This window comes from Paucibacter sp. B51, from assembly GCF_027863535.1.
In the GTDB taxonomy this organism is placed as follows: Bacteria; Pseudomonadota; Gammaproteobacteria; order Burkholderiales; family Burkholderiaceae_C; genus Paucibacter_A; species Paucibacter_A aquatilis.
The window spans coordinates 4,639,753-4,662,293 of sequence record NZ_JAPIVN010000001.1; the positions used below are offsets into that span (position 1 = coordinate 4,639,753).

A 22,541-nucleotide genomic window follows, 5' to 3' on the forward strand; every position below is an offset into this window, starting at 1 on the left:
AGGAGCGCATGCGCAACGCGCCGGGCAGCCCAGGCCCAACCCCGCGCCCATCCGGGCGACATGTGCACACCGACGGGACTCGAGTTCGCCCTGAATCAAGGCCCGGCACCGTCTGACATCGGGCTCTGAGCAGCGCAGCCGGCCCCGCTTCCCTACAATCCGCGCAGCCCCGCTTCGGGGCTGTTTCCATTTGTGCGCCCGCCATGCCCTCGTCCCTGCAGTTCCCCCTGATCCAGCCCGGAAAAAAGTTCAGCCTGCCCCGACCCACGGGCTCGGCCGATGCGCTGCTGCTGGCGCGCTACGCCCAGCAGCAACTGGGCGCTGGCCGGCTGACGGCCATCATCACCGCCGAGCCGGGCGACACCCAGCGCCTGGAGGATGAGCTCAAATTCTTCGCGCCCGAGCTGCGCGTGGGCGTCTTCCCCGATTGGGAAACCCTGCCCTACGACACCTTCTCGCCCCACCAGGACCTGATCTCCGAGCGCCTGGCCACGCTCTGGCAGCTGCTGCAAAGCCGCGGCAAGCCGGCGGCCGAGCGCGAGCTGGACGTGGTGCTGCTGCCGGCCACTACGGCGCTGACCCGCCTGGCCCCGCCCAGCTTCCTGGCCGCCACCACCTTCAACTTTGCGCAGAAGCAGCGCCTGGACGAGGCCAGCCTCAAATCCCAGCTGACCCTGGCCGGCTACAACCATGTGGCGCAAGTCGTGTCGCCGGGCGAGTACGCGGTGCGCGGGGGACTGATCGACCTCTTCCCCATGGGCTCGCTGGTGCCCTACCGGGTCGACCTGTTCGGTGACGAGGTCGATTCCATCCGCACTTTCGACCCCGACAGCCAGCGCAGCCTCTACCCGGTGCCGGCGGTGCGCCTGCTGCCGGGCCGCGAGTTCCCCATGGACGAAGCCGCGCGCCAGACTTTCCGCTCGCGCTGGCGCGAAAAGATGGAGGGCGACCCGAGCCGCTCGCGCATCTACAAGGACATGGGCCAGGGCATCGCCACCGGCGGCATCGAGTACTACCTGCCCCTGTTCTTCGAGCAGACCGCCAGCATCTTCGAGTTCCTGGGCGAGCATTGCGCGCTGGCCCTGCACGGCGAGATCGACGAGGCGCTGGGCCGCTTCTGGACCGACACCCGCGAGCGCCACCGCTTTCTGCAGCACGACCCCGAGCGGCCCATCCTGCCGCCCGAGGATATCTACTTCAAGAGCGAAGAGTTCTTCAGCCTGACCCACGCCCACCCGGTGCTGGCCGTGCGCGGCAAGGAGGCGGTGGACTATGCCCGGCCCCTGCCCGATGTGTCCGTCGAGCGCGGCGCGCAAGAGCCCCTGGCCCGCCTGGCCACCCATCTGCTGAGCACGCCGCACCGCGTGCTGCTGCTGGCCGAGAGCGAAGGCCGGCGCGAGAGCCTGCTGGAGCTGCTGCGCGACAACAAGATCGACCCGCCCTCGGTCAGCGGCCTGGCCGATTTCGAGACCAGCCCGGAGAAGTTCGCCATCACGGCGGCGCCGCTCGCGGCCGGCTTTTTCTGGAACGACCCCGAAGGCGGTCACCAGATTCAAATCTTCACCGAGACGGAGCTGTTCGCCACCACGCCGACCACGCGGCGCCGGCGCAAGCAGGAGCAGGTCTCCGACGTCAACGCCCTGATCAAGGACCTGTCCGAGCTCAAGGTCGGCGACCCGGTGGTGCACAACAACCACGGCATCGGCCGCTACCAGGGCCTGATCAATATCGACATCGGCGATGGCGCCAGCGAGTTCCTGCATCTGGAGTACGCCGACAAGGCCACGCTCTACGTGCCGGTGGCCCAGCTGCACCTGATCAGCCGCTACACCGGCGTCTCGGCGGACGAAGCGCCGCTGCACCGCCTGGGCTCGGGCCAGTGGGAAAAAGCCAAGCGCAAGGCCGCCGAGCAGGTGCGCGACACCGCTGCCGAGCTGCTCAACCTCTACGCCCGCCGTGCCGCCCGCGAGGGCCATGCCTTCCGCTACTCAGGCCACGACTACGAGGCCTTCGCCGCCAGCTTCGGCTTCGAAGAAACGCCTGACCAGCGCGCCGCCATCCATGCGGTGATCCAGGACATGATCAGCCCCAAGCCCATGGACCGCCTGGTCTGCGGCGATGTGGGCTTTGGCAAGACCGAGGTGGCGCTGCGCGCGGCCTTTGTCGCCGTCATGGGCGGCAAGCAGGTCGCCATCCTCGCACCCACCACCTTGCTGGCCGAGCAGCATTACCAGAACATCGCCGACCGCTTCGGTCGCTGGCCGGTCAAGGTGGCGGAGATGAGCCGCTTCCGCTCCAGCAAGGAGATCAAGGCCGCGCTCGAGGGCCTGGCCGACGGCACCATCGACATCGTGGTCGGCACCCACAAGCTGCTGTCCAGCGAATGCAAGTTCGCGCGTCTGGGCCTGCTGGTGATCGACGAGGAACACCGCTTCGGCGTGCGCCACAAGGAGGCGATGAAGGCCATGCGGGCCGAGGTCGATGTGCTGACGCTGACCGCCACGCCGATCCCGCGGACCCTGGGCATGGCGCTGGAAGGCCTGCGCGATTTGAGCGTCATTGCCACCGCGCCGCAGCGCCGCCTGGCGATCAAGACCTTTGTGCGCAGCGAAACCAGTGGCACCATCCGCGAGGCCATGCTGCGCGAGTTGAAGCGCGGCGGCCAGGTCTACTTCCTGCACAACGAGGTCGAGACCATCGAGAACCGGCGTCAGAAGCTTGAAGAGCTGGTGCCCGAGGCCCGCATCATCATCGCCCACGGCCAGATGCCCGAGCGCGAGCTGGAGCGGGTGATGCGCGAGTTCGTGGGCGGCAAACACAATGTGCTGCTGTGCTCGACCATCATCGAGACCGGCATCGACGTGCCCAGCGCCAACACCATCATCATCAGCCGCGCCGACAAGTTCGGCCTGGCCCAGCTGCACCAGCTGCGCGGCCGCGTCGGCCGCTCGCACCACCAGGCCTATGCCTATCTGATGGTGCCCGATCTGGAAGGCCTGACCAAGCAGGCCGCCCAGCGCCTGGACGCCATCCAGGGCATGGAAGAGCTGGGCTCGGGCTTCTACCTGGCCATGCACGACCTGGAGATCCGCGGCGCCGGCGAGATGCTGGGCGAGCACCAGAGCGGCAACATGATGGAGATCGGTTTCCAGCTCTACAACGAGATGCTGGCCGAGGCGGTGCGTTCGCTCAAGGCCGGCAAGGAGCCCGATCTGCTCTCGCCCCTCGGCGCCACCACCGAGATCAATCTGCACGCCCCCGCCCTGCTGCCCGATGCCTACTGCGGCGATGTGCACCAGCGCCTCTCGCTCTACAAGCGCCTGGCCACCGCCGAGAAGAGCGAGCAGATCGACAAGCTGCTGGAAGAGGTGACCGACCGCTTCGGCAAGCTGCCCGCACAAGGCCAGACCCTGTTCGACACCCACCGCCTGCGCGTGCTGGCCAAGCCCTACGGCGTGCTCAAGATCGACGCGGCCCCCTCGGTGATGAACATCAACTTCCGCCCCAATCCGCCGATCGACGCCATGCGCGTGATCGAGCTGGTGCAGAAGAACAAGAGCATCAAGCTGGTCGGCAACGACAAGCTGCGCATCGACAAGGCGCTGAGCGACCCCAAGGACCGCGCGCAGGCCATCCGCGAAGTGCTGCGCCTTTTGGGTCAACCCGTTCGAAGCGACTAACGATGAATCAGTTTTTCGGTGACTACAAGTTGGCTGCTTTTGCCATGGACTCCACATTGCTCGTCAACGATATGTTGATTGAGCTGGCGGAGTTTTCAGGGCATCGATCAGTCGCTGAAGCCATGACCGAAGAGGGCCTGGCTGGCGACCCCAGCTTATTTAAAAGCAACCTGCTCAATCGTGTTACCTTGCTAGCGGGGTTGCCGATGTCTGCAGTGCTGGAAGTCGCTCGGGAGCGTATGCAAATTCGGCCAGGCGTGCGAGAAACGTTTGAGCGGTATCGGTCTGCAGGCTTGAAGACTGCCATCATTACCAGTGGCTTCGGAATGTTTGCCCGTGACTTGGCAGCGGACCTGAAGGTCGACTTCGTTCGCGCGAATGAGCTCCGCGTAGTTGATGGTCGACTGACCGGTGAACTTGCACCCCAACCTTGGGGTCAAGTTTGCGATGGGGGAGTAAAAGTCCGCATGCTAAGAGCATGCATGGAAGTAGTGGGCTGCAGCCCTTTACAAACCATCGTTGTTGGGCGCGGCGCAAATGACTTGGAAATGCTCGCCTCAGTTGGCTTACCTGTCGCGTTCAATGCGCCCAAGTCCGTGGAACAAACCTTTCGGGCTGTACGCGGAGAGTCCTTTGACAGCATCGCTTCAATTGTTCCGACGTACGACGAGTGGATTAACAGCTATCGATAGGCTAGCAAGCACCGGCCATGTCAACGAACCCCAAATCGTCCAACACACCATTGACCAAGGTTTTGATTTCGTGAACTCATCAGAAATTGGCGGTCTCGTCCAGCACAACGGCAGTGCGCTCCCGCCTCTATCGCACTTCCGCCTCGCCGCCTTCGACATGGACTCGACCCTGATCAATATCGAGTGCATCGACGAGATCGCCGCCGCCGCGGGCAAGAAAGAGGAAGTGGCCGCCATCACCGAAGCCGCCATGCGCGGCGAGATCACGGATTTCAAGGACAGCCTGCGCCGCCGCCTGGCGCTCTTGCAAGGCGTGCCGGTGAGCGCGCTGGAGCAGGTGCTGCAGGAGCGCCTGCAGTTCAACCCCGGCGCGCGCGAGCTGTGTGCGGCGCTCAAAGCCGCGGGCTTGAAGTTGCTGCTGGTCTCGGGTGGCTTCACGTTTTTCACGCGTTATGTCGCGGCCGAGCTGGGCATGGACTGGGTGCGCAGCAATGAGCTGGAGATCGTGGATGGCCGATTGACCGGCGCGCTCGTGATGCAGCCCTGGGGCGAGATCTGCGACGGTGAGGAAAAGCGCCGCATGCTGGTGCAATGCGCGGCCGAGATCGGCGCCCTGCCCGCCCAGTGCATCGCCGTGGGCGACGGCGCCAACGACCTGCCCATGATGGGTGCGGCCGGCCTCTCGGTGGCGTTTCATGCCAAGCCGCGGGTGCGCGAGCAGGCCATGGTGGCCATCAACGCGGGCGGGCTGGATCGCCTGCTCGAGGTCTTGCGCTGACCCCCGACATCGCTGCCCCATCTTGAAGATCTGGACCTACCACTACCCGGTCGACCTCGACGGCCAGCGCTACGCGCTGCACTTCGAAGCTGCCTTGCGCGGCTCGCGACTGATGCTCACCCACGAGGGGCAAACGCTGGAAGACCGGCAGGACTTCGGCCGCGAACCCTATCGCCTGCATCGGCTGCAGGTCGACACGGCACAAGGCCCCTTGGTCTTCGAGCTGGGCCCGCGCACGGTGCTCAGCTACGGCGTCAAGGTGTCGCGCCAAGGCCAGGTGCTCTACCGCTCCCACCCCGACCCCTTCGCCTACCTGGCCCGGGTGCAAGCCATGATGGCCAAGCGCCAGCGGGAAGCCTCGGCGCCGGGCGCACCCGATTTCTCTCGCCTCAAGGGCCAGGCGCCCGCGATCGCCGTGGACATTGCGCTCGGCCTGCTTTTCTTCGTGATGGGCAAGCTCGGTGATCTGCGCACGGCCGCCCTGGTAACGGCCGCGGCGGGCCTGGCCTTGCTGCCGCTGCAATGGGCCATCAACCGCTTCGCGCCGCCCGCGCGGCGGGTCGATCTGCTCGGTGGCATGGCCTTGTTCGGCGTGGTGGTGATGCTGCTGTCAGCCGGCTTCTCCTGGTACTTCGAGTCGGAGTTCCTGGTGCAACTCAAGGCCAGCGTGATCGGCGGCCTGGTGGCCTGCGCCTTCGGCGTTGACGCGCTGGCTGGCGGCCGCTGGCTGGGCAAGCGAGTGATGACGTATCTGGTCTACAGCGACATCGACGCGCGCCGGCTCTCGACCGGCATGTGCGCCATGGGCCTGGCCCTGGCCGGCGTCAATGCGGCCGTGGCCAGCCTGATGTCCAAAGACGCCTGGCTTTGGTACACGCTCTGGGGCGATCTGCTGCTGGTCTTCGTGCTGTCCAATCTGGCCATCCACTGGGCGCGACGCAAGCCCGGCCCGCGACCGGCCTGAATCGTTCCGTTCTCACTGAATTCGCACCTGACCCCTCGCCATGCGCCACACCGTTGAACTCCGCCACGCCAGCCGCCTGCTCAACACCGGCCCCACCGTGCTGGTCAGCAGCCGCCACGGCGCGCAACAGGATGTGATGGCCGCGGCCTGGAACATGCCGCTGGATTTCGAGCCGCCCAAGATCGCCGTGGTGATCGACAAGAACACCTTCACCCGCGGCCTGATCGAGGCCAGCGGCGAGTTCGTGATCGCCGTGCCCTGCGTGGCGCAGGCGGCCATGGTCACCGGCGTGGGCCACTGCAGCGGCCGCGAGGTCGACAAGTTCGAATGCTTTGGCCTGCGAACCCAACCGGGCTCGCAGGTGGCGGCGCCCCTGATCGAGGGCTGTCTCGCCTGGCTGGAATGCCGGCGCATCCCCGAGCCCGCGCAGGAGCAGCGTTATGACCTGTTCCTGGCCGAGGTGGTGGCCGCCTGGGCCGAGGACTGGGCCTTCACCGAGGGCCACTGGATCGAGCCGAGCGACGCGAGCCGGCGCTGCCTGCACCACCTGGGCGGCGGCCGTTATTTCAGCAGCTCGGGCCTGATCGACACCCAAGCCGACACCCAAGCCGACTCCTGAGCCGCTATCAAGCGGCGTGCAGGGCCTGCTCGCTGATCACCACCCCGTCGGCATCGGCATACAACCACTCACCGGGCCGCACCGGCAGGCCATGCAGATGCAGGACCAGATCGCTCTGACCCTGAGCTTTGCGGTCGGTGGGCATGGGCACATGGCCGAGGGCCAGGATGCCCAGCGGCGTGGCCGCCAGCTCGGCCAGATCGCGCACGCAGCCATGAATCAAAAGGCCGGCCCAGCCATTGGCAGCGGCCGCCGCTGCCAGATTGCCACCCAACAAAGCGCGGCGCAGCGAGCCCGCGCCGTCCACCACCAGCACCTGGCCATGGCCCGGGCTTTCCACCGCTTCCTTGACCCGGCTGTTGTCCTCGAAACACTTCACCGTGCGAACAGGCCCGGCAAAGCGGCCCAGGGCCCCATAGCTGCGGTACACGCACGGCAGCACACGCAGGCGGCCGGACTCGTCGGACTTGAAGCGGTCGCAAATATCGCAGGTCGAGAATTCCATATCGGGACACCTCCTCCGAGTCGGTTCGCCACAGGGCCAAGAACAAACTCAGGCCGGCGGCAAGACCTTGATGCGCGCATCCTGGTACTGCACCACCTGGCCGGCGCGGATCTTGGCGGTTTTGCGCAATTCCTCGCGCCCGTCCACCTGCACATGGCCCTCGCTGATGACGGCCCGGGCACGCCCGCCACTCTCCACCAGACCGTTGGCCTTCAGCAGCTTGTCCAGCTCGATGAACTCGCCGCGCAATTCGAAATCGATGTGTTGCATGGCGGCATTGTCCCAGAGTGGCATGCGCTGCCTGTCGGGCCCGGCCGCTCACCCTCTAAACTCCGCCACGCCCCCCCTCCGGCGCTCGGCCTGCAGTTCAGTGGCCCGGGCCTTCAGATCCACAGATCCAGCCCACGGCAGTTTCGCCGCCGAACCATGATTCGACCCTTTCGCCAGACTTTGGCCGGCATCCCCTTCGCCTCGGATGTCACCCATGCTCACGGGTTGCAGGCCCCCAGGTCCGGCCTGCTGCTCGGCCTGAGCCTGGCCCTGAGCCTGTTGGCCCCCATGCCGGCCTCGGCCGGCGAACGCAGCGAAACGGCCATTGCCCTGCAGCTCTGGACCGTCACCCAGGCCGTGGCCGAGGTGCGAGCCCTCCACGCCCGACCCGGCACCGGTGCGGAGGCTGCGATCTGCCTCAAAGCCCTGGGCCCGGACAACTTCCGGGCTTTCGCCGGCGAGCTGGCATCGCAGGCCTACAAGCCCGAGGAATTGCGCGGCCTGGACCGCTTTCTTGGCACGACCTTGGGCCAGAGGGCGCTGCAGCTGCAACTGGCCGAACTGCGACAAACCATGAGCCCACCCCGGCCAGGCCAGGCGGCAGTACCCGCACCCGTCATCGCTTTCACGCAAGCCGAACAGCGCGCGCTGAGCGCCTGGCCGCGCGAGCTGGTCTTGCTCAGGCACGGCCTCAATCGCCAGAAGAGCGTGCAGACCCAGCTTCAAGAGCATGTGCTCACCCGCATCCAGGCCTGCAATGCAGCGGCTCAGGCCAGCGCCCGCGATGCAGAGGCCATGCAGACGCTGCGCCAGACCCACGCGCAAAGCCACCCGAACCTGCTGAACGCCTTCCAGTGCCTGGCCCGCCAGCATCCCGAGCCTGATGCGCAGCAGGCCGTGCAGGCCGCGCGTCAGGCCTATCTGGACCTGCATCAGCAGATCGAGCAAGTCAGCCAGGCGCGCCTGCTCAAGCCGGGCTTGGAAGCGCTGAGCCAGGCCTACGCGCAGATCCCGCGGGGCGCCCTGAGCAGCAGCGATACGGCCCCTTGTGAGAACCTGGGCCTTCAGATCGAAGCCTTGCGGCAAGACATTGAGCGGCCCTCAGACTCGCCAGCCCGCTAACGCTCGCCGGCGCCGCGGTCCTCCTCAGTCCCTCGCCGCCGCATGACTCGGTGGCAATCCGCTCCAGCGCGGCCGCTGCCCGCGCCTGCGCCAGTCGCGATAGATGCCGCGCAGCCAGATGTGCAGGACACCCAGGCCGAAGAGGACGCCCATCAGAAAAACCAGGTAGGAATGGGGCTCGGAATCCAGCAGGCGGCCACTGCCATCCTGCAGCTGCCAGAGTCGAATCACATCGCCCGGCTGGCCCCAAGACGGGAAGCGACCTCGCGCAACGGTGTAAACCCGCTCCTGCTCCCCGCCCTGCTCCAGGCCTTCTGCATCGCGAGGCCGCAAGCGCAGCTGCACATAGGCCTTGCGCCCGCTGCCATGCTCTTCGCGCGCCAGCACCCGCATGTCCAAGGCCTGGGCCTGGCTGCGAAAGCGCTCGTTCTCGCGCAACTCCCAGCAACCCACCAGGATCAGCAAGCCGGGAACGATCATGAGGATCAAGAGCGCGCGCAAGGCGCACCACCAGGTCGGCGCCTCGTCCTCGCGGCGCCCGCCACGCGCATGGCCATCGGGCAGCCAGCGGCGACCGCGGCGCCAGGGCGCCTTGGCATCCCGGCCCTCGCCGCCACAGGCCCAGAAGCCCTGCAAACGCCGCAGCAGCTCGGCCCGGCTGAGGTCATCTCGCTCGGTGCGCAGCAGGCGCTGCTCGGCATCCTCAGCCTCATCATCCAGCAGCTCCAGCTGAAAGCCCGTCGCGGTGCAGCCGGCCGCCTGCAGGCAGCGTCCCGCGGGCGCTTCCAGCACGACAAAACTGCCGGGTTCGCGGGCGCTCCAACTGTCCAGCGCCTGCGCCAGCTCGGCCGCGCTGTGCACCTGACGCCGGCCACCGGGCTCCAGCGTCAGCCACATCGGCGTGCTCAAGATTTCGAGGCGGCCAGGCGCTGCTCGGCGGCGATGCGAATGGCACTCAAGCTGCTGCGGCTGGTGGAGACATCGCTGGACAGGCGCAGATGGATCAGGGTCGGCTGCTCGGGCGCCGCCATCGCGGCCTGCAGGGCGGGCTCGAAGTCCTCGGTGCGCTCCACCCGCGCCGAGCGCCAGCCATAGGCCAGGGCCAGGGCGGCGAAATCGGGGTTGTAGAGATCGCTGCCCGAGACCCGGCCCGGGTACTCGCGCTCCTGGTGCATGCGGATGGTGCCGTAAGTGCCGTTGTCGACCACCACGCAGATCAGCCGGCGGGCGCCATAGCCCGTGGCCGTGGCCAGCTCCTGGCCGTTCATCAGAAAGTCGCCATCACCGGCGATGTTGACGACCCAGCGGTCCTCGGGCGCCGGGCCGTCCCAAGCCCGAGGCTCCCCCTCGGGGGGCAGCCGATGCCCTGCATCGGCTTGGGGGCGTGGCGACTGTTGAAGCAAAGCCGCTGCCACCGCTGCCGGCAAGCCATAACCCATGGCGCCGCTGGTCGGCGCCAGCTGGCTGCGGCCATAACGCTGCAAACCGGTGTAGCGGTGGAAGCGGTGCAGCCAGCCGCTGTAATTGCCCGCGCCATTGGTGAAGACCGTGCCCTCGGGCAGGCGCCGGCCCAGGGTCTTGACGACCTCGGCCATGTCCAGCGGGCTGACGGCCTGCGGCAGCAGATTGCCTTGGTAATCGGCGTTCGCCTGCCGGGCCCAGGCACCCCAGGCCACCGACTCGGGCGCCCGCAGCGAGGCCAGGGCCTGGGCGGCGCAGCTCATGCTGGCGTTGATCATCTGGTCCGCCGCATAGACGCGGCCCAGCTCCTCGGCACCGGCATGGATGTGCACCAAGGTCTGGGCCGGGCGCGGCGCCTGCAGCAAGGTGTAGCCGCCGGTGGTCATCTCGCCCAGGCGCGGGCCCAGGGCGATGACCAGATCGGCCTCACGGATGCGCTGAGCCAGCTTGGGGTTGATGGCGATGCCGACATCGCCGGCATAGAGCGGATGCGCGTTGTCAAACAAATCCTGGAAGCGGAAGGCGCAGCCGACCGGCAGCTGCCAGCCCTCCGCGAACGCCTGCAGTGCGGCGCAGCTCTCGGCCGTCCAGCCGCCGCCGCCGGCAATCACCAGCGGGCGTTGCGCGGCCAGCAGGCGATCGCGCAGCTCGGCCAGGGCGGCGGGGCTGGGGTAGCTTTGCGCTGCCTGCACGCGCGGCAGCACCGGCGCGGCCGTCATCTGGGTCAGCATGTCCTCGGGCAGCACCAGCACCACCGGGCCGGGGCGGCCCTGCAAGGCGGTGTGGAAGGCGCGGGCCACGTACTCGGGCAGGCGGTCGGCGTCTTGCACCTCGCCCACCCATTTGGCGAAACCGAGGGTGCCGGGGCCGAACATCTGCCGGTAGTCCAGCTCCTGGAAGGCCTCACGGTCGCGCTGTTCGCTGGCGACCTGGCCGATGAAGAGAATCATCGGCGTGCTGTCCTGGAAGGCGGTGTGCAGGCCGATGCTGGCGTTCGTCGCACCGGGGCCGCGGGTGACAAAGCAGATGCCGGGGCGGCCGCTCAGCTTGCCCTGCGCCTCGGCCATGAAGGCGGCCCCCCCCTCCTGGCGGCAGGCGATGAAACGGATGCCGTGCTCGCGGTGCTCATGGAAGCCGTCGAGCACGGCCAGGTAGGACTCGCCAGGCACACCGAAGACGGTGTCCACGCCCTGTGCGATCAGGGCTTCGACCAGGGCATGGCCGGCCATGCGGGGTGCTATCGCGGAGGGCGCGACTGCGGAAGATGGGAGGCTGGGGCTGGAGCTCATGCGCCCCACTTTAAACGCCGCGCCAGGCCTCCCGCCTCTGGGCTTACCCGCCATTGCAGCGGCAAGCTCAAGTGCCTTTGTGTCAGATCAAGACCTGAGCATCGCCTCAATCCTTGCGCCCGCGCCGCACCAGGCTGGCCGCCGACAGGGCCGACAACAGGGCCAGGGCCGCGCCCACAAACACCGCGCCCGGGTGGCCGCCGTCGAGCAGGGCGCCGAAGACCGGCGCGGCCGCGGCAAAACCGATGTCCAGGCCCGAGTACACCGTGCCGTAGACCCGGCCGGTGGCGCCCGGCGGCGCGGCGCGCTTGATCAGCATGTCGCGCGAGGGGCCGGCCAGGCCAGTGCCGAAGCCGGCCAGGGCAACGATGAAGCCCGCCAGGGCCGGCGCCACCCAGCCGCTGGCAGCCAGGATCAGCAGGGCCGCAGCAATGCTCAGGGCGATGGCGATATTGCGCTCCAGCGAGCTGCCCTTGGCCACCCAGAAGCCGCCGATCACCATGCCGATGGCGCCGCAGAACATATAGCCCGTCACCACAAAGGCCGTAGCCGCCAGCGGCAGGCCGTAGAGCGCGGACAAGGCCGGGCTGGCAAAGCTCTGGATGGCGCTCAAGGAGGCGGTGGTGAAGAGAAAGAAGGAGAAGCACAGCCAGACCGAGGGCAGGCGCAAAAAGGCCAGCGGATGCTCGGGCGCCAGGGTGGCTGCGCCGGCCTTCTCATGCGCCCAGCTGCCGTGGGCATCGTCAATGGCCTCGCGCTTCCAGGCCAGCACGGCGATCACCACCAGGCCAAGCAGGGCCGTGCCCAGATAGGCGTAGCGCCAGTTGCCGCTCCAACTGCTCAGGGCCAGCGCGAACAGCGGCGCCAGGCCCCAACCGATATTGCCCGAGATGCCATGCACCGAAAACGCATGGCCCAGGCGCGCCGGTGAGACCCGCTTGTTGAGGATGGTGAAGTCCACCGGATGAAACGGCGAATTGCCCAGCCCCGCCAGCGCCGCCGCCAGCAGCAGGCCGCCAAAACCCTGGGCCAGGCCGGCCGCGGCCGAGGCCGCCACAAAGCAGGCCAGCGCGGCGAACAGGATGGGGCGGGCGCCACGACGGTCCACCACAAAGCCGGCCAGGGCCTGGCCGATGCCCGAGATCACAAAGAAGGTGGTGACCAAGAGGCCCAGCTGCGAGTAGCTCAGGCCGAAGTCGCGGATGAAGACCGGGAACAGCGGCGGCAACAGCATGTGGAAGAAATGCGAGGTGCCATGGGCCAGGCCGATCAGGCTGATGGTGGCAATGTCACGGCGCTTTAGCTCGGCCGCGGCCTGCTCGGGGGCCAGGCCGGCGGCGGAACTTGGAGGGGTCAGGACTGCAGAAGAGGAATTCATGCCCTCAATGTAGGCGGCCCTTCCCCGGCCGGGTTACGATAGTTCGCCAAAGAGTATTGAATTTCCGCCATGAGACCATCCACCCCTGCTTTGCGAGCCGCCGGCCGCACCAGCCTGCCGCCGCTGGACCCGCAGCGCTACGCCCCCAGCGCCGCACGCCCGGTGCGGGCCAAGGCGCGGCAGATGGAAAGCTGGATGGACATCCACGCCCACCACCACGACTGGGGCCAGCTGGTGTTCTCCATCAGCGGCGTCGTGCGGGTGAACACGCCGGACGCCACCTTTTTGCTGCCGCCCGGGCGGGCGGTCTGGATCCCACCGCTGCGCGAGCATGCGGTCACCGCCGTCGAGCGCGCCGATCTGCGCACGCTTTACTTGCATGCCGCCCCACCCTCCAGCCGGCCCGAGGCCTGGGCCCAGGCCCGGGTGCTGGAAGTGACGCCGCTCTTGCGGGAGCTGGTGCTGCAGTTGGCCCGCGGCGGCGAGAGCCCGCCCGAGCTGGCGGCGCAGAAGGCCCAGCGCGAGCACTGGATCGCCAGCCTGGTGCTGGACGAGCTGGGCCGGGCCAAGCCCTTGCGCCTGGGCGTGGACCTGCCGCAAGACCCGCGCCTGCGCCGGCTCTGCGAAGCCATTCTGCAAGCGCCGCAGCGCCACACCGCCCTGGCCGACTGGGCGGCCGAGGTGGGCGCCAGCGAGCGCACCGTCTCACGCCTGTTTCGCGAACAGCTGGGCAGCAGCTATGCCCAGTGGCGCCAGCAGGTGCTGCTGGCCCAGGCCCTGAGCCTGGCCGCCCGCAAGCGGCCCATGAGCCTGATCGCAGCTGAGCTGGGCTATGCCAGCGCCAGCGCCTTCAGCGCCATGGTCACCCGCACCGTGGGCATGCCGCCGAGCAAGTTCTTTGCCGAGGCCTGAGCAAAGCACCCTCCGCACCGCGCCCTTCACCCTGCGCAGCCGCTGTCCATCGGGCCTGCGCTACCATTTCCGCCCATGACACAGGTACTTTTCGACTACACCCGCCAGGACGCCCAGGGCGACAGCTGCACCGCCCACGCCTGGGCCAAGGTGCCCGCGCCCCTGAACCCCAGCCAAAGACAGGCACTCAAGGCCCGCGCCGCTGAGCTGCTGCGCCAGCACAACGCCGTGCTGGTGGCCCATTACTACGTCGATGGGGACCTGCAAGACCTGGCCCTGGAAACCGGCGGCATCGTCTCCGATTCGCTGGAGATGGCGCGCTTCGGCCGCGACCATGCGGCCCAAACCCTGGTGGTGGCCGGAGTCCGTTTCATGGGCGAAAGCGCCAAGATCCTGAGCCCCGAGAAGCGCGTGCTCATGCCCGATCTGGACGCCACCTGCTCGCTCGATCTGGGCTGCCCGGCCGATGAATTCGCGGCCTTTTGCGACGCCCACCCGGACCGCCAGGTCGTGGTCTATGCCAACACCAGCGCCGCCGTGAAGGCCCGCGCCGACTGGATGGTGACCAGCTCCTGCGCGCTCGAGATCGTGGCCGATCTGCATGCCAAGGGCCAGAAAATCCTCTGGGCCCCGGACCGCCACCTGGGCCGCTACATCCAGGAGCAGACCGGCGCCGACATGCTGATGTGGAACGGCGCCTGCATCGTCCACGACGAGTTCAAGGGCCTGGAGCTGGACCTGCTGCGCGAGCAGCACCCCGGCGCCATGGTGCTGGTGCACCCCGAGTCGCCCAAGAGCGTGGTCGACAAGGCCGATGTGGTGGGCTCGACTTCGGCCCTGATCAAGGCCGTGGTCGAAGGCACGGCGCAGGAGTACATCGTCGCCACCGACAACGGCATCCTGCACCGCATGCGCCAACTTGCGCCGGGCAAGACCCTGATCGAAGCACCCACTGCCGGCAACAGCGCCACCTGCAAGAGCTGCGCACACTGCCCCTGGATGGCCATGAACGGCTTGCAGAACCTGGTCGACTGCCTGGAGCAGGGCCTGGGCGAGATCCACATCGAAGAAGCGATCCGGGTCGAGGCCCTGGGTTGCATCGACCGCATGCTGGACTTCACCGCCGCGCTCAAGGTGCGCCAGGCGCGGGCCCAGGCGCCGGTTCCCGCTGCTGGCAGCCTGGTGCCCGGCATCGGCGCGGCCTGATTCGGCAGCGACGGCGGCACGCAAGCGGCCGGCCATTAGGGCCCGCCGCGCTTCCAGTTCGTTGGCAGATTGGCCGCTTGGCTTGAGGGCTGAGCTGCTGGACTGCCTTATACTCAAATGATAATAATTCTCATTTGAGTTTTCGTGAAGTCCTTGCATCCCGCCCCCTCGTTGTCTCTTCTCCTCCCCTTGCTGCTGGCCATCCCCGAATCCTTCGCTGCCAGCACCCCTGCCGAACTGGAGCTGCCGCCGGTCACCGTCTACGGCGTGCGCAGCATCAGCCCTGGCAAGACCAGCATCAGCAGCGCCGAGATCGAGCGCCAGCAGGCGCTGACGGTGCAGCAGCTGCTGGACAATCTGCCCGGCGTCGACCTGAACGGCAGCTTCCGCCCCGGTGGCCAGAGCCTCAATATCTGGGGCTTCAGCGATGTCGAGGACATCCGGGTGCAGCTGGACGGCGCCAACAAAGGCTTCGAGAAATACCGCCAGGGCTCCATCTTCATCGAGCCCGAGCTGATCAAGCGCATCACCGTCGACAAGGGCGCGCACTCGGTGCGCTTCGGCAACGGCGGCTTCGGCGGCACCGTGCAGATCGAGAGCAAGGACGCGGCCGACCTGCTGCAACCCGGCCAGCGCCTGGGCGGTCTGGCCAAGCTCGCCTGGCACAGCAATGACGGCCAGCGCCTGGGCTCGGCCAGCGTGTTCGCGCGGGCCGAGGACGAGGCTGCCCTGCCCTGGCAGTTCCTGCTCGCCGTCACCGCCCGCGACTCGGGCAACCAGCGGCGCGCCGACGGCAGCGAGTACGAGTTCTCCAACACCCATGCGCGCTCGGCCCTGGCCAAGCTGAGCCTGCCGATCGGCGAAGCCAAGCTGACCCTGTCCGCCATCGAGGGACGCAGCCAGGCCTGGTCGCCCTTTGCCGCCAAGCGCGACGAGATGCCGGCGCCGACAGCGGCCGAGATCGCCAAATACGGCGAGCGCGAGGCCTGGCTGCGCAAGGTCCTGTGGCGCGATCAGCGCGACAGCAGCCAGACGCTGCAGTGGCAGTACGCCCCGGCGGCACAGCCGCTGCTGGACCTGCAGCTGCGCCTGACGCGCTCGTCCAGCGTGCAGGACGACCAGCGGCCCGACAGCATCAGCAGCGATTTCGCCGCCAGCCTGGGCAAGCAAAGCCATGCCAGCTACCGCGACCAGCAGTTCGAGCTGAGCAACACCGCCCGCTTTGCCACCGGCGCGCTGGGGCACGAGCTGGCCGCCGGCCTGCAAGTGCAGCGCCACCAGCGCGACACCCTGATGCTGCTGCACACCCGCACGCAGGACGCCAGCTACAACTACGGCTGGCTGCAGCCCTACTACATGCCCAGCGGCCAGCAACGCAGCCTCGCCGGCTGGCTGGAGGATGAGATGCGCTGGGGCCGTTTCAGCCTGAAGCCCGGCCTGCGCTACGAGCAGGTGCGCACCGAAGGCCAGCCCAATCTGGCACCGCGCTACAACGATCCCAAGGCCGGCCATGACTACAGCGCCGCCTGGCACAGCGGCTGGTCCCACCACCTGGCTGCCAGCTGGCGGGCCAGCGCTGCGACGAGCTGGTTCGCCGATGCCGGCCGCAGCTGGCGGGCTCCGGTGATCGACGAGATGTTCGAAGTCCAGTCGGCCGCGGCCAGCGCGCCGGCGACCAGCCGCGGCCTGCGCAAGGAGCGGGTCACCGCCCTGCGCGGCGGGCTGAAGTTCCAGCAGGCCGACTGGCTCAGCGATGGCGATGCTCTGGCCGCGACCTTCACCGCCTTCCGCAATCTGGTGCACGACAACATCCACAAGCGCTTCGGCGTCATGGTGGAGCCCGGCAGCGTGCGGCCTGCGCAGCTGCCCTTCTACCGCAACCTGCCCGGCTACCGCAGCGAGGGCCTGGATGTGGAGGCGCATTACGAGCAACGCCGCTACTTCATGACGGCCTCGCTGGCCTGGATGGACGGCGAGCACCAGGGCTCGATCCGCGACCCCTGGTCGGCCAAGAACCAGCCGTTGATCGACATCGGCGCGCCCAAGGCGGTGTTGGTGCTGGGCGCCAAATGGCCAGCGCACGGCCTGGCGCTGGGCTGGCAGGGCAAGTTCGTCGGCGCGCAGACCCAGGTGCCGGATGACGAGATCGTGCCCTACGCCCTGCCTGCGGCCAAGGGCTATGCCGTGCACGGCCTGTTCGCCCAATGGCAGGGCCGGGGCCGCTGGGCCGGCAGCCGGATGCAGCTGAGTGTCGACAACCTGTTCAACCGCAGCTACCAGCCCTATCTGGCGGAGGCGGTCTATGCGCCGGGACGCAATCTGAAGCTGAGCTTCAGCCAGCAGATCTGAGTCACGGGCAAGGATGCGAAATAGCGGCCGGGCGCGGCTTTTTCTGCCACGCCCGGCGTGTAAAAACGTTTATCGTTGCAGGGATCAAGCCGCCCTGCCGGCGAAACGCGGAGACCCCTGCACCATGAGTCAAGATTTCAGCTCGCTTTACAACCACCACGAACGCGAGGTGACGGCCGCCGTGATGGCGCTGGCACACAAATACCCCAGCATCGAGGCCGACAGCGACCTGCTCTGCGACGTGGCCTGCGTGGCCCTGAACCGCCTGCCGCCTCGCTACATCCGCCACGCGGTGGATTTCCTCTTCTACCTGACCGAAAACGAGCGCCGCGAGATCGACGCCGCGATCGAAGAGGCGGTCGACTACGCCTTCAACTTCGTGCAAGCCCGCACCGCCCTGCGCCAGCAGGCCTGAGGGGCGCGGCCTCTCCGTTCAGGGCTTGCGAAAGCCGTGCCGCGCCAGCACCGCCTGGCCGGCCGGAGAGAGCAGGTGGTCGATGAATTTGCGCGCCTCGCTGGCCTTGCTGCTGCCGGCAATGGCCGCAACCGGGTAGCGGATGGCCGTTTCGGTCGGCACCGTGAACAGCACCCGGACCTTGCCCTTCTGCGCTAAGGCATCGCTGGCGTAGACAAATCCGGCATCCACCTCGCCGCGCGCCACATAGTCCAGCGCCTGCCGGACATGGATGGCGTAGATGGCCTTGGGCTCCACCACGCCCCAGAGCTTGGCCGACTCCAAGGCCGCCTTGGCATAACGCCCTGCGGGCACGCCCTCCGGCTTGCCCAGCGCCACGCGCTTGACGGCGGGCCGGGCCAGATCGGCCAGGCCGCTCATCAAAGCCGCCCCGCCCTCCGCCGGCGTCACCAGCACCAGCTCATTGCTGACGAAATTGAAACGGCTGCCCGGCAGCAGGAGCTTTTGCACCTCTGCCCGGTCCATGGTCTCCTGATCGGCCGTGGCCAGCACATCGACCGGCGCGCCCTTGCTGATCTGGGCCAGCAAGGCATCCGAAGCGGCAAAGTTGAACAGCAGCCGGGTACCCCGGTTCTGCGCCTCGAAAACCGGTCTCAGCTCCTTGAAGGCATTGCTGAGGCTGGCAGCCGCCGACACCGTCACATCGGCGGCCAGGGCCGCACCGCTCAGCAACCCCAAGCCGGCCAGTGCCCATGCACGAAGGCGCCGCATGATGGCGCTCAACGCTTGGTGGTGCGCAGGCCGCGGTCGGCCACCAGCACCGTGGGAAAGCTGACCGGCAGGGTGCGCGGGTAGTCACGGCTGTAGTGCAGGCCGCGGCTTTCGTGGCGCAAGAGTGCCGAGCGCACGATCAGCTCGGCGCAATCGACCAGATTGCGCAACTCCAGCAGGTCACGGGTGACGCGGAAATTGGCGTAGTAATCGTCAATCTCAGCGCGCAGCAGATGGATGCGGTGGAGGGCCCGCTCCAGGCGCTTGGTGGTGCGCACGATGCCGACGTAGTTCCACATCAGCAAGCGGATCTCGTCCCAGTTGTGGGCGATGACGACCTGCTCGTCGGCGTCTTCGACCTGGCTCTCGTCCCAGGCCGGCAGGGGCGCGGGCGGCAGATCGGGCAGGCCGAGGATGTGCTCGGCGCAGGTCTGGCCTAGCACCACGCATTCCAGCAGCGAGTTGCTGGCCAGGCGGTTGGCGCCATGCAGGCCGGTGTAGGCGGTTTCGCCCACGGCATAGAGCCCGGGCAGATCACAGCAGGCCTGCAGATCGGTGACGGCGCCGCCGCAGGTGAAATGCACGGCCGGCACGACCGGGATCTTCTGCCGCGCGATGTCGATGCCCAGGGCCAGGCAGCGCGCATGCACGGTCGGGAAATGTTCCTTCAAGAAGGCTTCGCCTAGGTGGGTGGCGTCCAGCCAGACATGATCGACGCCATGCTTCTTCATCTCGAAGTCAATCGCGCGGGCGACGATATCGCGCGGCGCCAGCTCCATGCGCTCGTCATGCGCGGCCATGAAGCGGCCGCCGCCAACATGGTCGGGCAGCACCAGATGGCCGCCCTCGCCGCGCAGCGCTTCCGTGATCAGGAAGCTGCGCTCTTGCGGGTGGTAGAGGCAGGTCGGGTGGAACTGGATGAACTCCATATTCGCCACCCGGCAGCCGGCGCGCCAGGCCATGGCGATGCCATCGCCGGTGGAGGTGTCGGGGTTGGTGGTGTAGCGGTAGACCTTGCCGGCGCCGCCGGTGGCCAGCACCACGGCGCGCGCGGCCAGGGCCTCGACACGCTGGCTGTCGATATTGAGCGCGTAGATGCCGTAGCAGCGCGGCTCTTCTTCGCGCTGCACATGGCGCGAGGTGATCAGGTCCAGCGCCATCCAGCGCTCGCGCAGGTCGATATTGGGGTGAGCCTGAGCGGCGGCCAGCAGCTGCTCGTGGATGGCCTTGCCAGTGGCGTCCGCCGCGTGGGCGATGCGGCGCACGGCATGGCCGCCTTCGCGGGTGAGGTGAAGGCCCAGCGGGCCTTCTTCGTCGGCGGTGAAGGGCACGCCCTGATTGACCAGCCACTCGACGGCCTTGGCGCTGCGCTCGGCGATGAAGCGGGCCGTGTCTTCGTCCACCAGGCCGGCGCCAGCGTCGCGGGTGTCGCGCACATGGGAGTCGATGCTGTCATCGCTGCCCAGCACGCCGACGATGCCGCCCTGCGCCCAGGCGGTGGCGCCCTCGCCCAGTTGGCGCTTGGCCAGCACCACCACGGGCACGCGGTCGGCCAGGTGGAGCGCAGTGGTCAGGCCGGCCAGACCCGCGCCGACGATGACCACGGGGAGCGAAGTGTCCGGATTCGGCATAGCGGCAGATGTCATGAAATCGAAAGAAAAACGCCCCGTCTCGGCGGGGCGCTGAGAAATCAGCGTGGGCCATTCTAGGAGGCGCAGGGGAGACCGCTGTGCGGCAGGGGCGGAAGCCGGGCCGAGCCTGCAGTCAATTGCGCCTCGTCCAACATTAAATGCGAATTGTTCGCATTTATCAATCTACAATGCGCGGCAACGTTGGTCGGGCCACCTGGGCTTGGCCAAGCCCAGGCCTCAAACGTCAGGCCCGCAGCTCGCGGGTCTTGGCGGCTCCTCTTTTTTCTTCTCGTTCGCGCTTTTTCTCCCCTCCCTCTTCATGTCACGCCCTCCCCGCTCCGCCCGCCACACCTCCGCCCTTCGTTTCACCCCTCACGCCCTCGCCCTCGCCGCCAGCCTGTGCAGCGCTGCCGCCGCCAGCCAGGCGCAAACGCTGCCCGAAGAGGCGCCCGCCAGCTCGGTGCAGCAGTTGGAACGCACCGTCGTCACCGCCACACGCAGCAGCAAGGCGCTGGAAAAAATCCCCGGCGCGGTCAGCGTGATCGGCCGCCAGGACATCGAGACCCAAAGCCTGATCAGCGAAGACCCCAGCCAGCTGCTGACCCTGCAGATCCCCGGTTATGCGCCGGCGCGGCAGAAGATGAGCAACTTCGGCGAGGGCCTGCGCGGCCGCAACGCCCTGCTCTTGCTGGACGGCATTCCGCAGACCAACCCGCTGCGCTTCGGCGGCCGCGAGGGCTACTTCGCCGACCCGATGATCGTCGAGCGCATCGAGGTGGTCAGCGGCGCTTCGGCGGCCCAGGGCATGGGCGCCACCGGCGGCATCATCAACACCATCACCCGCAGCCCGCGCCGGGTCGGCACCCAGCAGCTGCTGGAGCTGAAGTTCGGCAGCCAGGGCCACAGCAACAGCAGCAGCTGGAAAACCGGCTACCGCCTGGAACACCTGAGCGAGGGACCCGATCCCTGGAGCGCCCTGGTCTACCTCGGCCAACGTTCGCAAGATGTGGGCGTGGACGGCGAGGGCCGCATGCTGGCCACCGAATCCCTGCATAAGGCTAACGACGCCTTCATCAAGCTGGGCCAGCGCCTCGGCGACCAAGAGCTGCAGCTGATGTTTAACCAGTTCACCGCCCATGGCTTCGAGGACTGGGTCGATGTGCCGGGGGACCGCGCCCGCGAGCTGCCCGCTTCCTCCAAGCCGGGCCGGCTGGACTACCAGCCGCTCTACAACCGCAGCCGCTCGGCCAGCCTGAGCTGGAGCCACGCCGATCTGGCCCAGGGCCAGGCACAGCTGCAGCTGTTCGCCCAGCGCTTTGCCGCACGCTACAGCGGCGGCGTGATCGCCACCTTCCAGGACGCAGCCATTGCGCCGCTGAACACCCTGGTCGACCAGAGCCAGATCGAAGCCCGCAAATGGGGCCTGCGCGCCAGCTGGGTGCGCCAGGACTTGTGGACCCCGGGCCTGGAGCTGACCCTGGGCCTGGACGTGCTGGACGATGTCTCGCAGCAAGACCTGACCCTGACCGGCCGTGCCTGGGTGCCGCCGCTCAAGTTCCGCAGCACCGCGCCCTTTGCCCAGCTGGAATACGAGCTCGGCCCCTTGACCCTGCGCGGCGGCCTGCGCGATGAGCACACCCAGCTGCAGGTGGACAGCTACAACACCCTGGCGTTCTACGGCAAGCCGCGCGTGCAAGGCGGCGAGCGCCGCGCCAGCGAGATGGTCAAGAGCTTGGGCGCGGTCTGGCGCTTTGGCCGCAGCGGCTGGTCCAGCTTTGTGGCCTACAACGAGGGCTTCGGCCCGCCGGATGTGGGCCTGATCCTGCGTGCCGTCAAGGCCGCGAACAGCTCAGTCACGGACCTGGTGGACCTGCAACCCATCGTCACCCAGAACCGCGAGCTGGGCCTGGCCTGGCGCGGCCGGCAGGCCAGCGTCTCGGCCTCGGTCTACGAATCGCGCTCCGACCTGGGCAGCCAGCTGATCGTCAGCAATGGCATCGGCACCGTGCAGCGCGTGCCCATCACCGTGCGCGGCGTGGAAGTGAGCGGCGAATGGCGGCCGAGCGAGCAGCTCAAGCTCAGCAGCAGCTATGCCCGCACCCGCGGCCGCACGTCCAGCACCAGCAATGGCGGCGCGCTCGATCTGGACCTGGGCGCCCGCTCGCAAGGGCCGGACAAATGGGTGGCCGCCGCCACCTGGCAGTTCGCCCCGCAATGGAGCAGCCAGCTGAGCCTGCAGCGGCAGCTGCCGCGGCATGCCAATGTCGGCAAGTTCTCGGGCAAGACCTCGCTGGAAGAGCACTTCAAGGGCGTCACCCTGGTCGATGCCTCGCTGAGCTGGAACACGGCTCAAGGCCAGTGGAGCGCCGGCGTCGAGAACCTGTTCAACCGCCAGTACATCACCTACTACAGCCAGGCCCACTACGCCGGCACGGGCGAGGACTTCTACGCCGGCCGCGGCCGCGGCCTGAGCCTGAGCTGGCGCCGCCCCTTCTGAAC

General features: G+C 67.9%; 18 protein-coding genes. 11 read left to right on the plus strand and 7 right to left on the minus strand.

Features of this window, described 5'->3' with window-relative positions:
* Positions 1 to 203 precede the first annotated feature (203 nt).
* The 5 genes from mfd (at position 204) to OOB33_RS19600 (ending at position 6,733) form a co-directional block, all read left to right on the plus strand.
* A complete protein-coding gene (mfd, locus tag OOB33_RS19580; protein ID WP_271009865.1) occupies positions 204 to 3,680 on the plus strand; it encodes a transcription-repair coupling factor in 3,477 nt (1,158 codons plus the stop codon).
* A 2-nt stretch (positions 3,681 to 3,682) separates the two neighbouring features.
* Entirely contained in the window at positions 3,683 to 4,372 is a 690-nt protein-coding gene (locus tag OOB33_RS19585; protein ID WP_102767229.1) for an HAD family hydrolase, read from the plus strand.
* 70 nt (positions 4,373 to 4,442) lie between these two features.
* Positions 4,443 to 5,150 carry a phosphoserine phosphatase SerB gene (serB, locus tag OOB33_RS19590; RefSeq protein ID WP_442953025.1) on the plus strand — a complete coding sequence of 236 codons (708 nt, stop codon included), beginning with the start codon at positions 4,443 to 4,445 and terminating at the stop codon, positions 5,148 to 5,150.
* 22 nt (positions 5,151 to 5,172) lie between these two features.
* Positions 5,173 to 6,114 (plus strand): septation protein IspZ, encoded by a 942-nt coding sequence (locus OOB33_RS19595; protein ID WP_271009866.1) that lies wholly within the window; start codon positions 5,173 to 5,175, stop codon positions 6,112 to 6,114.
* Positions 6,115 to 6,154: 40 nt separating this feature from the next.
* Positions 6,155 to 6,733, plus strand: coding sequence for a flavin reductase family protein (locus OOB33_RS19600; RefSeq protein WP_271009867.1), 579 nt, complete (start codon positions 6,155 to 6,157; stop codon positions 6,731 to 6,733).
* Positions 6,734 to 6,740: 7 nt separating this feature from the next.
* Here the strand turns inward: OOB33_RS19600 and rraA are convergent, their stop codons facing one another.
* On the minus strand, positions 6,741 to 7,238 hold the full coding sequence (gene rraA / locus OOB33_RS19605) for a ribonuclease E activity regulator RraA (RefSeq protein WP_271009868.1): 498 nt from the start codon (positions 7,236 to 7,238) through the stop codon (positions 6,741 to 6,743).
* 48 nt (positions 7,239 to 7,286) lie between these two features.
* Complete coding sequence (locus OOB33_RS19610) at positions 7,287 to 7,508, minus strand: RNA-binding S4 domain-containing protein (protein WP_102769514.1); 222 nt, start codon at positions 7,506 to 7,508, stop codon at positions 7,287 to 7,289.
* 156 nt (positions 7,509 to 7,664) lie between these two features.
* On the opposite strand from OOB33_RS19610, the gene OOB33_RS19615 reads away from it, so the two are divergent.
* Complete coding sequence (locus OOB33_RS19615) at positions 7,665 to 8,630, plus strand: hypothetical protein (RefSeq protein WP_271009869.1); 966 nt, start codon at positions 7,665 to 7,667, stop codon at positions 8,628 to 8,630.
* Between the two features lie 24 nt (positions 8,631 to 8,654).
* On the opposite strand, the gene OOB33_RS19620 is transcribed toward OOB33_RS19615, so the two are convergent.
* The 3 genes from OOB33_RS19620 to OOB33_RS19630 all read right to left on the minus strand — a co-directional run bounded on the left by OOB33_RS19620 (position 8,655) and on the right by OOB33_RS19630 (position 12,758).
* Complete coding sequence (locus OOB33_RS19620; RefSeq protein ID WP_271009870.1) at positions 8,655 to 9,539, minus strand: hypothetical protein; 885 nt, start codon at positions 9,537 to 9,539, stop codon at positions 8,655 to 8,657.
* Positions 9,536 to 11,320 carry a thiamine pyrophosphate-binding protein gene (locus tag OOB33_RS19625; RefSeq protein ID WP_271009871.1) on the minus strand — a complete coding sequence of 595 codons (1,785 nt, stop codon included), beginning with the start codon at positions 11,318 to 11,320 and terminating at the stop codon, positions 9,536 to 9,538. The genes OOB33_RS19620 and OOB33_RS19625 overlap by 4 nt, the downstream gene beginning before the upstream one ends.
* A 166-nt stretch (positions 11,321 to 11,486) precedes the next feature.
* On the minus strand, positions 11,487 to 12,758 hold the full coding sequence (locus OOB33_RS19630; protein WP_271009872.1) for an MFS transporter: 1,272 nt from the start codon (positions 12,756 to 12,758) through the stop codon (positions 11,487 to 11,489).
* 69 nt (positions 12,759 to 12,827) lie between these two features.
* Between OOB33_RS19630 and OOB33_RS19635 the strand changes: the two genes are divergently transcribed.
* The 4 genes from OOB33_RS19635 to OOB33_RS19650 all read left to right on the plus strand — a co-directional run bounded on the left by OOB33_RS19635 (position 12,828) and on the right by OOB33_RS19650 (position 17,640).
* Positions 12,828 to 13,670 carry an AraC family transcriptional regulator gene (locus OOB33_RS19635; protein ID WP_271009873.1) on the plus strand — a complete coding sequence of 281 codons (843 nt, stop codon included), beginning with the start codon at positions 12,828 to 12,830 and terminating at the stop codon, positions 13,668 to 13,670.
* Between the two features lie 75 nt (positions 13,671 to 13,745).
* Positions 13,746 to 14,876, plus strand: coding sequence for a quinolinate synthase NadA (nadA, locus tag OOB33_RS19640; protein WP_271009874.1), 1,131 nt, complete (start codon positions 13,746 to 13,748; stop codon positions 14,874 to 14,876).
* A 171-nt stretch (positions 14,877 to 15,047) separates the two neighbouring features.
* Positions 15,048 to 17,225: a TonB-dependent receptor domain-containing protein gene (locus OOB33_RS19645; protein ID WP_271009875.1), complete on the plus strand. Its 2,178-nt coding sequence runs from the start codon at positions 15,048 to 15,050 to the stop codon at positions 17,223 to 17,225.
* A 124-nt stretch (positions 17,226 to 17,349) separates the two neighbouring features.
* Positions 17,350 to 17,640, plus strand: coding sequence for a late competence development ComFB family protein (locus tag OOB33_RS19650; protein WP_102767242.1), 291 nt, complete (start codon positions 17,350 to 17,352; stop codon positions 17,638 to 17,640).
* Between the two features lie 18 nt (positions 17,641 to 17,658).
* Here OOB33_RS19650 and modA read toward each other — a convergent pair whose 3' ends face one another.
* Both modA and nadB read right to left on the minus strand, forming a co-directional pair.
* On the minus strand, positions 17,659 to 18,411 hold the full coding sequence (modA, locus tag OOB33_RS19655; protein WP_271009876.1) for a molybdate ABC transporter substrate-binding protein: 753 nt from the start codon (positions 18,409 to 18,411) through the stop codon (positions 17,659 to 17,661).
* Positions 18,412 to 18,419: 8 nt separating this feature from the next.
* A complete protein-coding gene (nadB, locus tag OOB33_RS19660) occupies positions 18,420 to 20,057 on the minus strand; it encodes an L-aspartate oxidase (RefSeq protein WP_171825920.1) in 1,638 nt (545 codons plus the stop codon).
* A gap of 304 nt (positions 20,058 to 20,361) precedes the next feature.
* On the opposite strand from nadB, the gene OOB33_RS19665 reads away from it, so the two are divergent.
* On the plus strand, positions 20,362 to 22,539 hold the full coding sequence (locus tag OOB33_RS19665) for a TonB-dependent receptor (RefSeq protein WP_271009877.1): 2,178 nt from the start codon (positions 20,362 to 20,364) through the stop codon (positions 22,537 to 22,539).
* Positions 22,540 to 22,541: the final 2 nt, after the last annotated feature.

Excerpts from the sequence above, each read along its gene's own strand:
- mfd (WP_271009865.1), top strand. The coding sequence starts at position 204 with ATGCCCTCGTCCCTGCAGTTCCCCCTGATCCAGCCCGGAAAAAAGTTC.
- OOB33_RS19585 (WP_102767229.1), top strand. The coding sequence starts at position 3,683 with ATGAATCAGTTTTTCGGTGACTACAAGTTGGCTGCTTTTGCCATGGAC.
- OOB33_RS19600 (WP_271009867.1), top strand. The coding sequence starts at position 6,155 with ATGCGCCACACCGTTGAACTCCGCCACGCCAGCCGCCTGCTCAACACC.
- rraA (WP_271009868.1), bottom strand. The coding sequence starts at position 7,238 with ATGGAATTCTCGACCTGCGATATTTGCGACCGCTTCAAGTCCGACGAG.
- OOB33_RS19610 (WP_102769514.1), bottom strand. The coding sequence starts at position 7,508 with ATGCAACACATCGATTTCGAATTGCGCGGCGAGTTCATCGAGCTGGAC.
- OOB33_RS19615 (WP_271009869.1), top strand. The coding sequence starts at position 7,665 with ATGATTCGACCCTTTCGCCAGACTTTGGCCGGCATCCCCTTCGCCTCG.
- OOB33_RS19625 (WP_271009871.1), bottom strand. The coding sequence starts at position 11,320 with ATGGCCGGCCATGCCCTGGTCGAAGCCCTGATCGCACAGGGCGTGGAC.
- OOB33_RS19630 (WP_271009872.1), bottom strand. The coding sequence starts at position 12,758 with ATGAATTCCTCTTCTGCAGTCCTGACCCCTCCAAGTTCCGCCGCCGGC.
- OOB33_RS19635 (WP_271009873.1), top strand. The coding sequence starts at position 12,828 with ATGAGACCATCCACCCCTGCTTTGCGAGCCGCCGGCCGCACCAGCCTG.
- nadA (WP_271009874.1), top strand. The coding sequence starts at position 13,746 with ATGACACAGGTACTTTTCGACTACACCCGCCAGGACGCCCAGGGCGAC.
- OOB33_RS19650 (WP_102767242.1), top strand. The coding sequence starts at position 17,350 with ATGAGTCAAGATTTCAGCTCGCTTTACAACCACCACGAACGCGAGGTG.
- modA (WP_271009876.1), bottom strand. The coding sequence starts at position 18,411 with ATGCGGCGCCTTCGTGCATGGGCACTGGCCGGCTTGGGGTTGCTGAGC.
- nadB (WP_171825920.1), bottom strand. The coding sequence starts at position 20,057 with ATGACATCTGCCGCTATGCCGAATCCGGACACTTCGCTCCCCGTGGTC.
- OOB33_RS19665 (WP_271009877.1), top strand. The coding sequence starts at position 20,362 with ATGTCACGCCCTCCCCGCTCCGCCCGCCACACCTCCGCCCTTCGTTTC.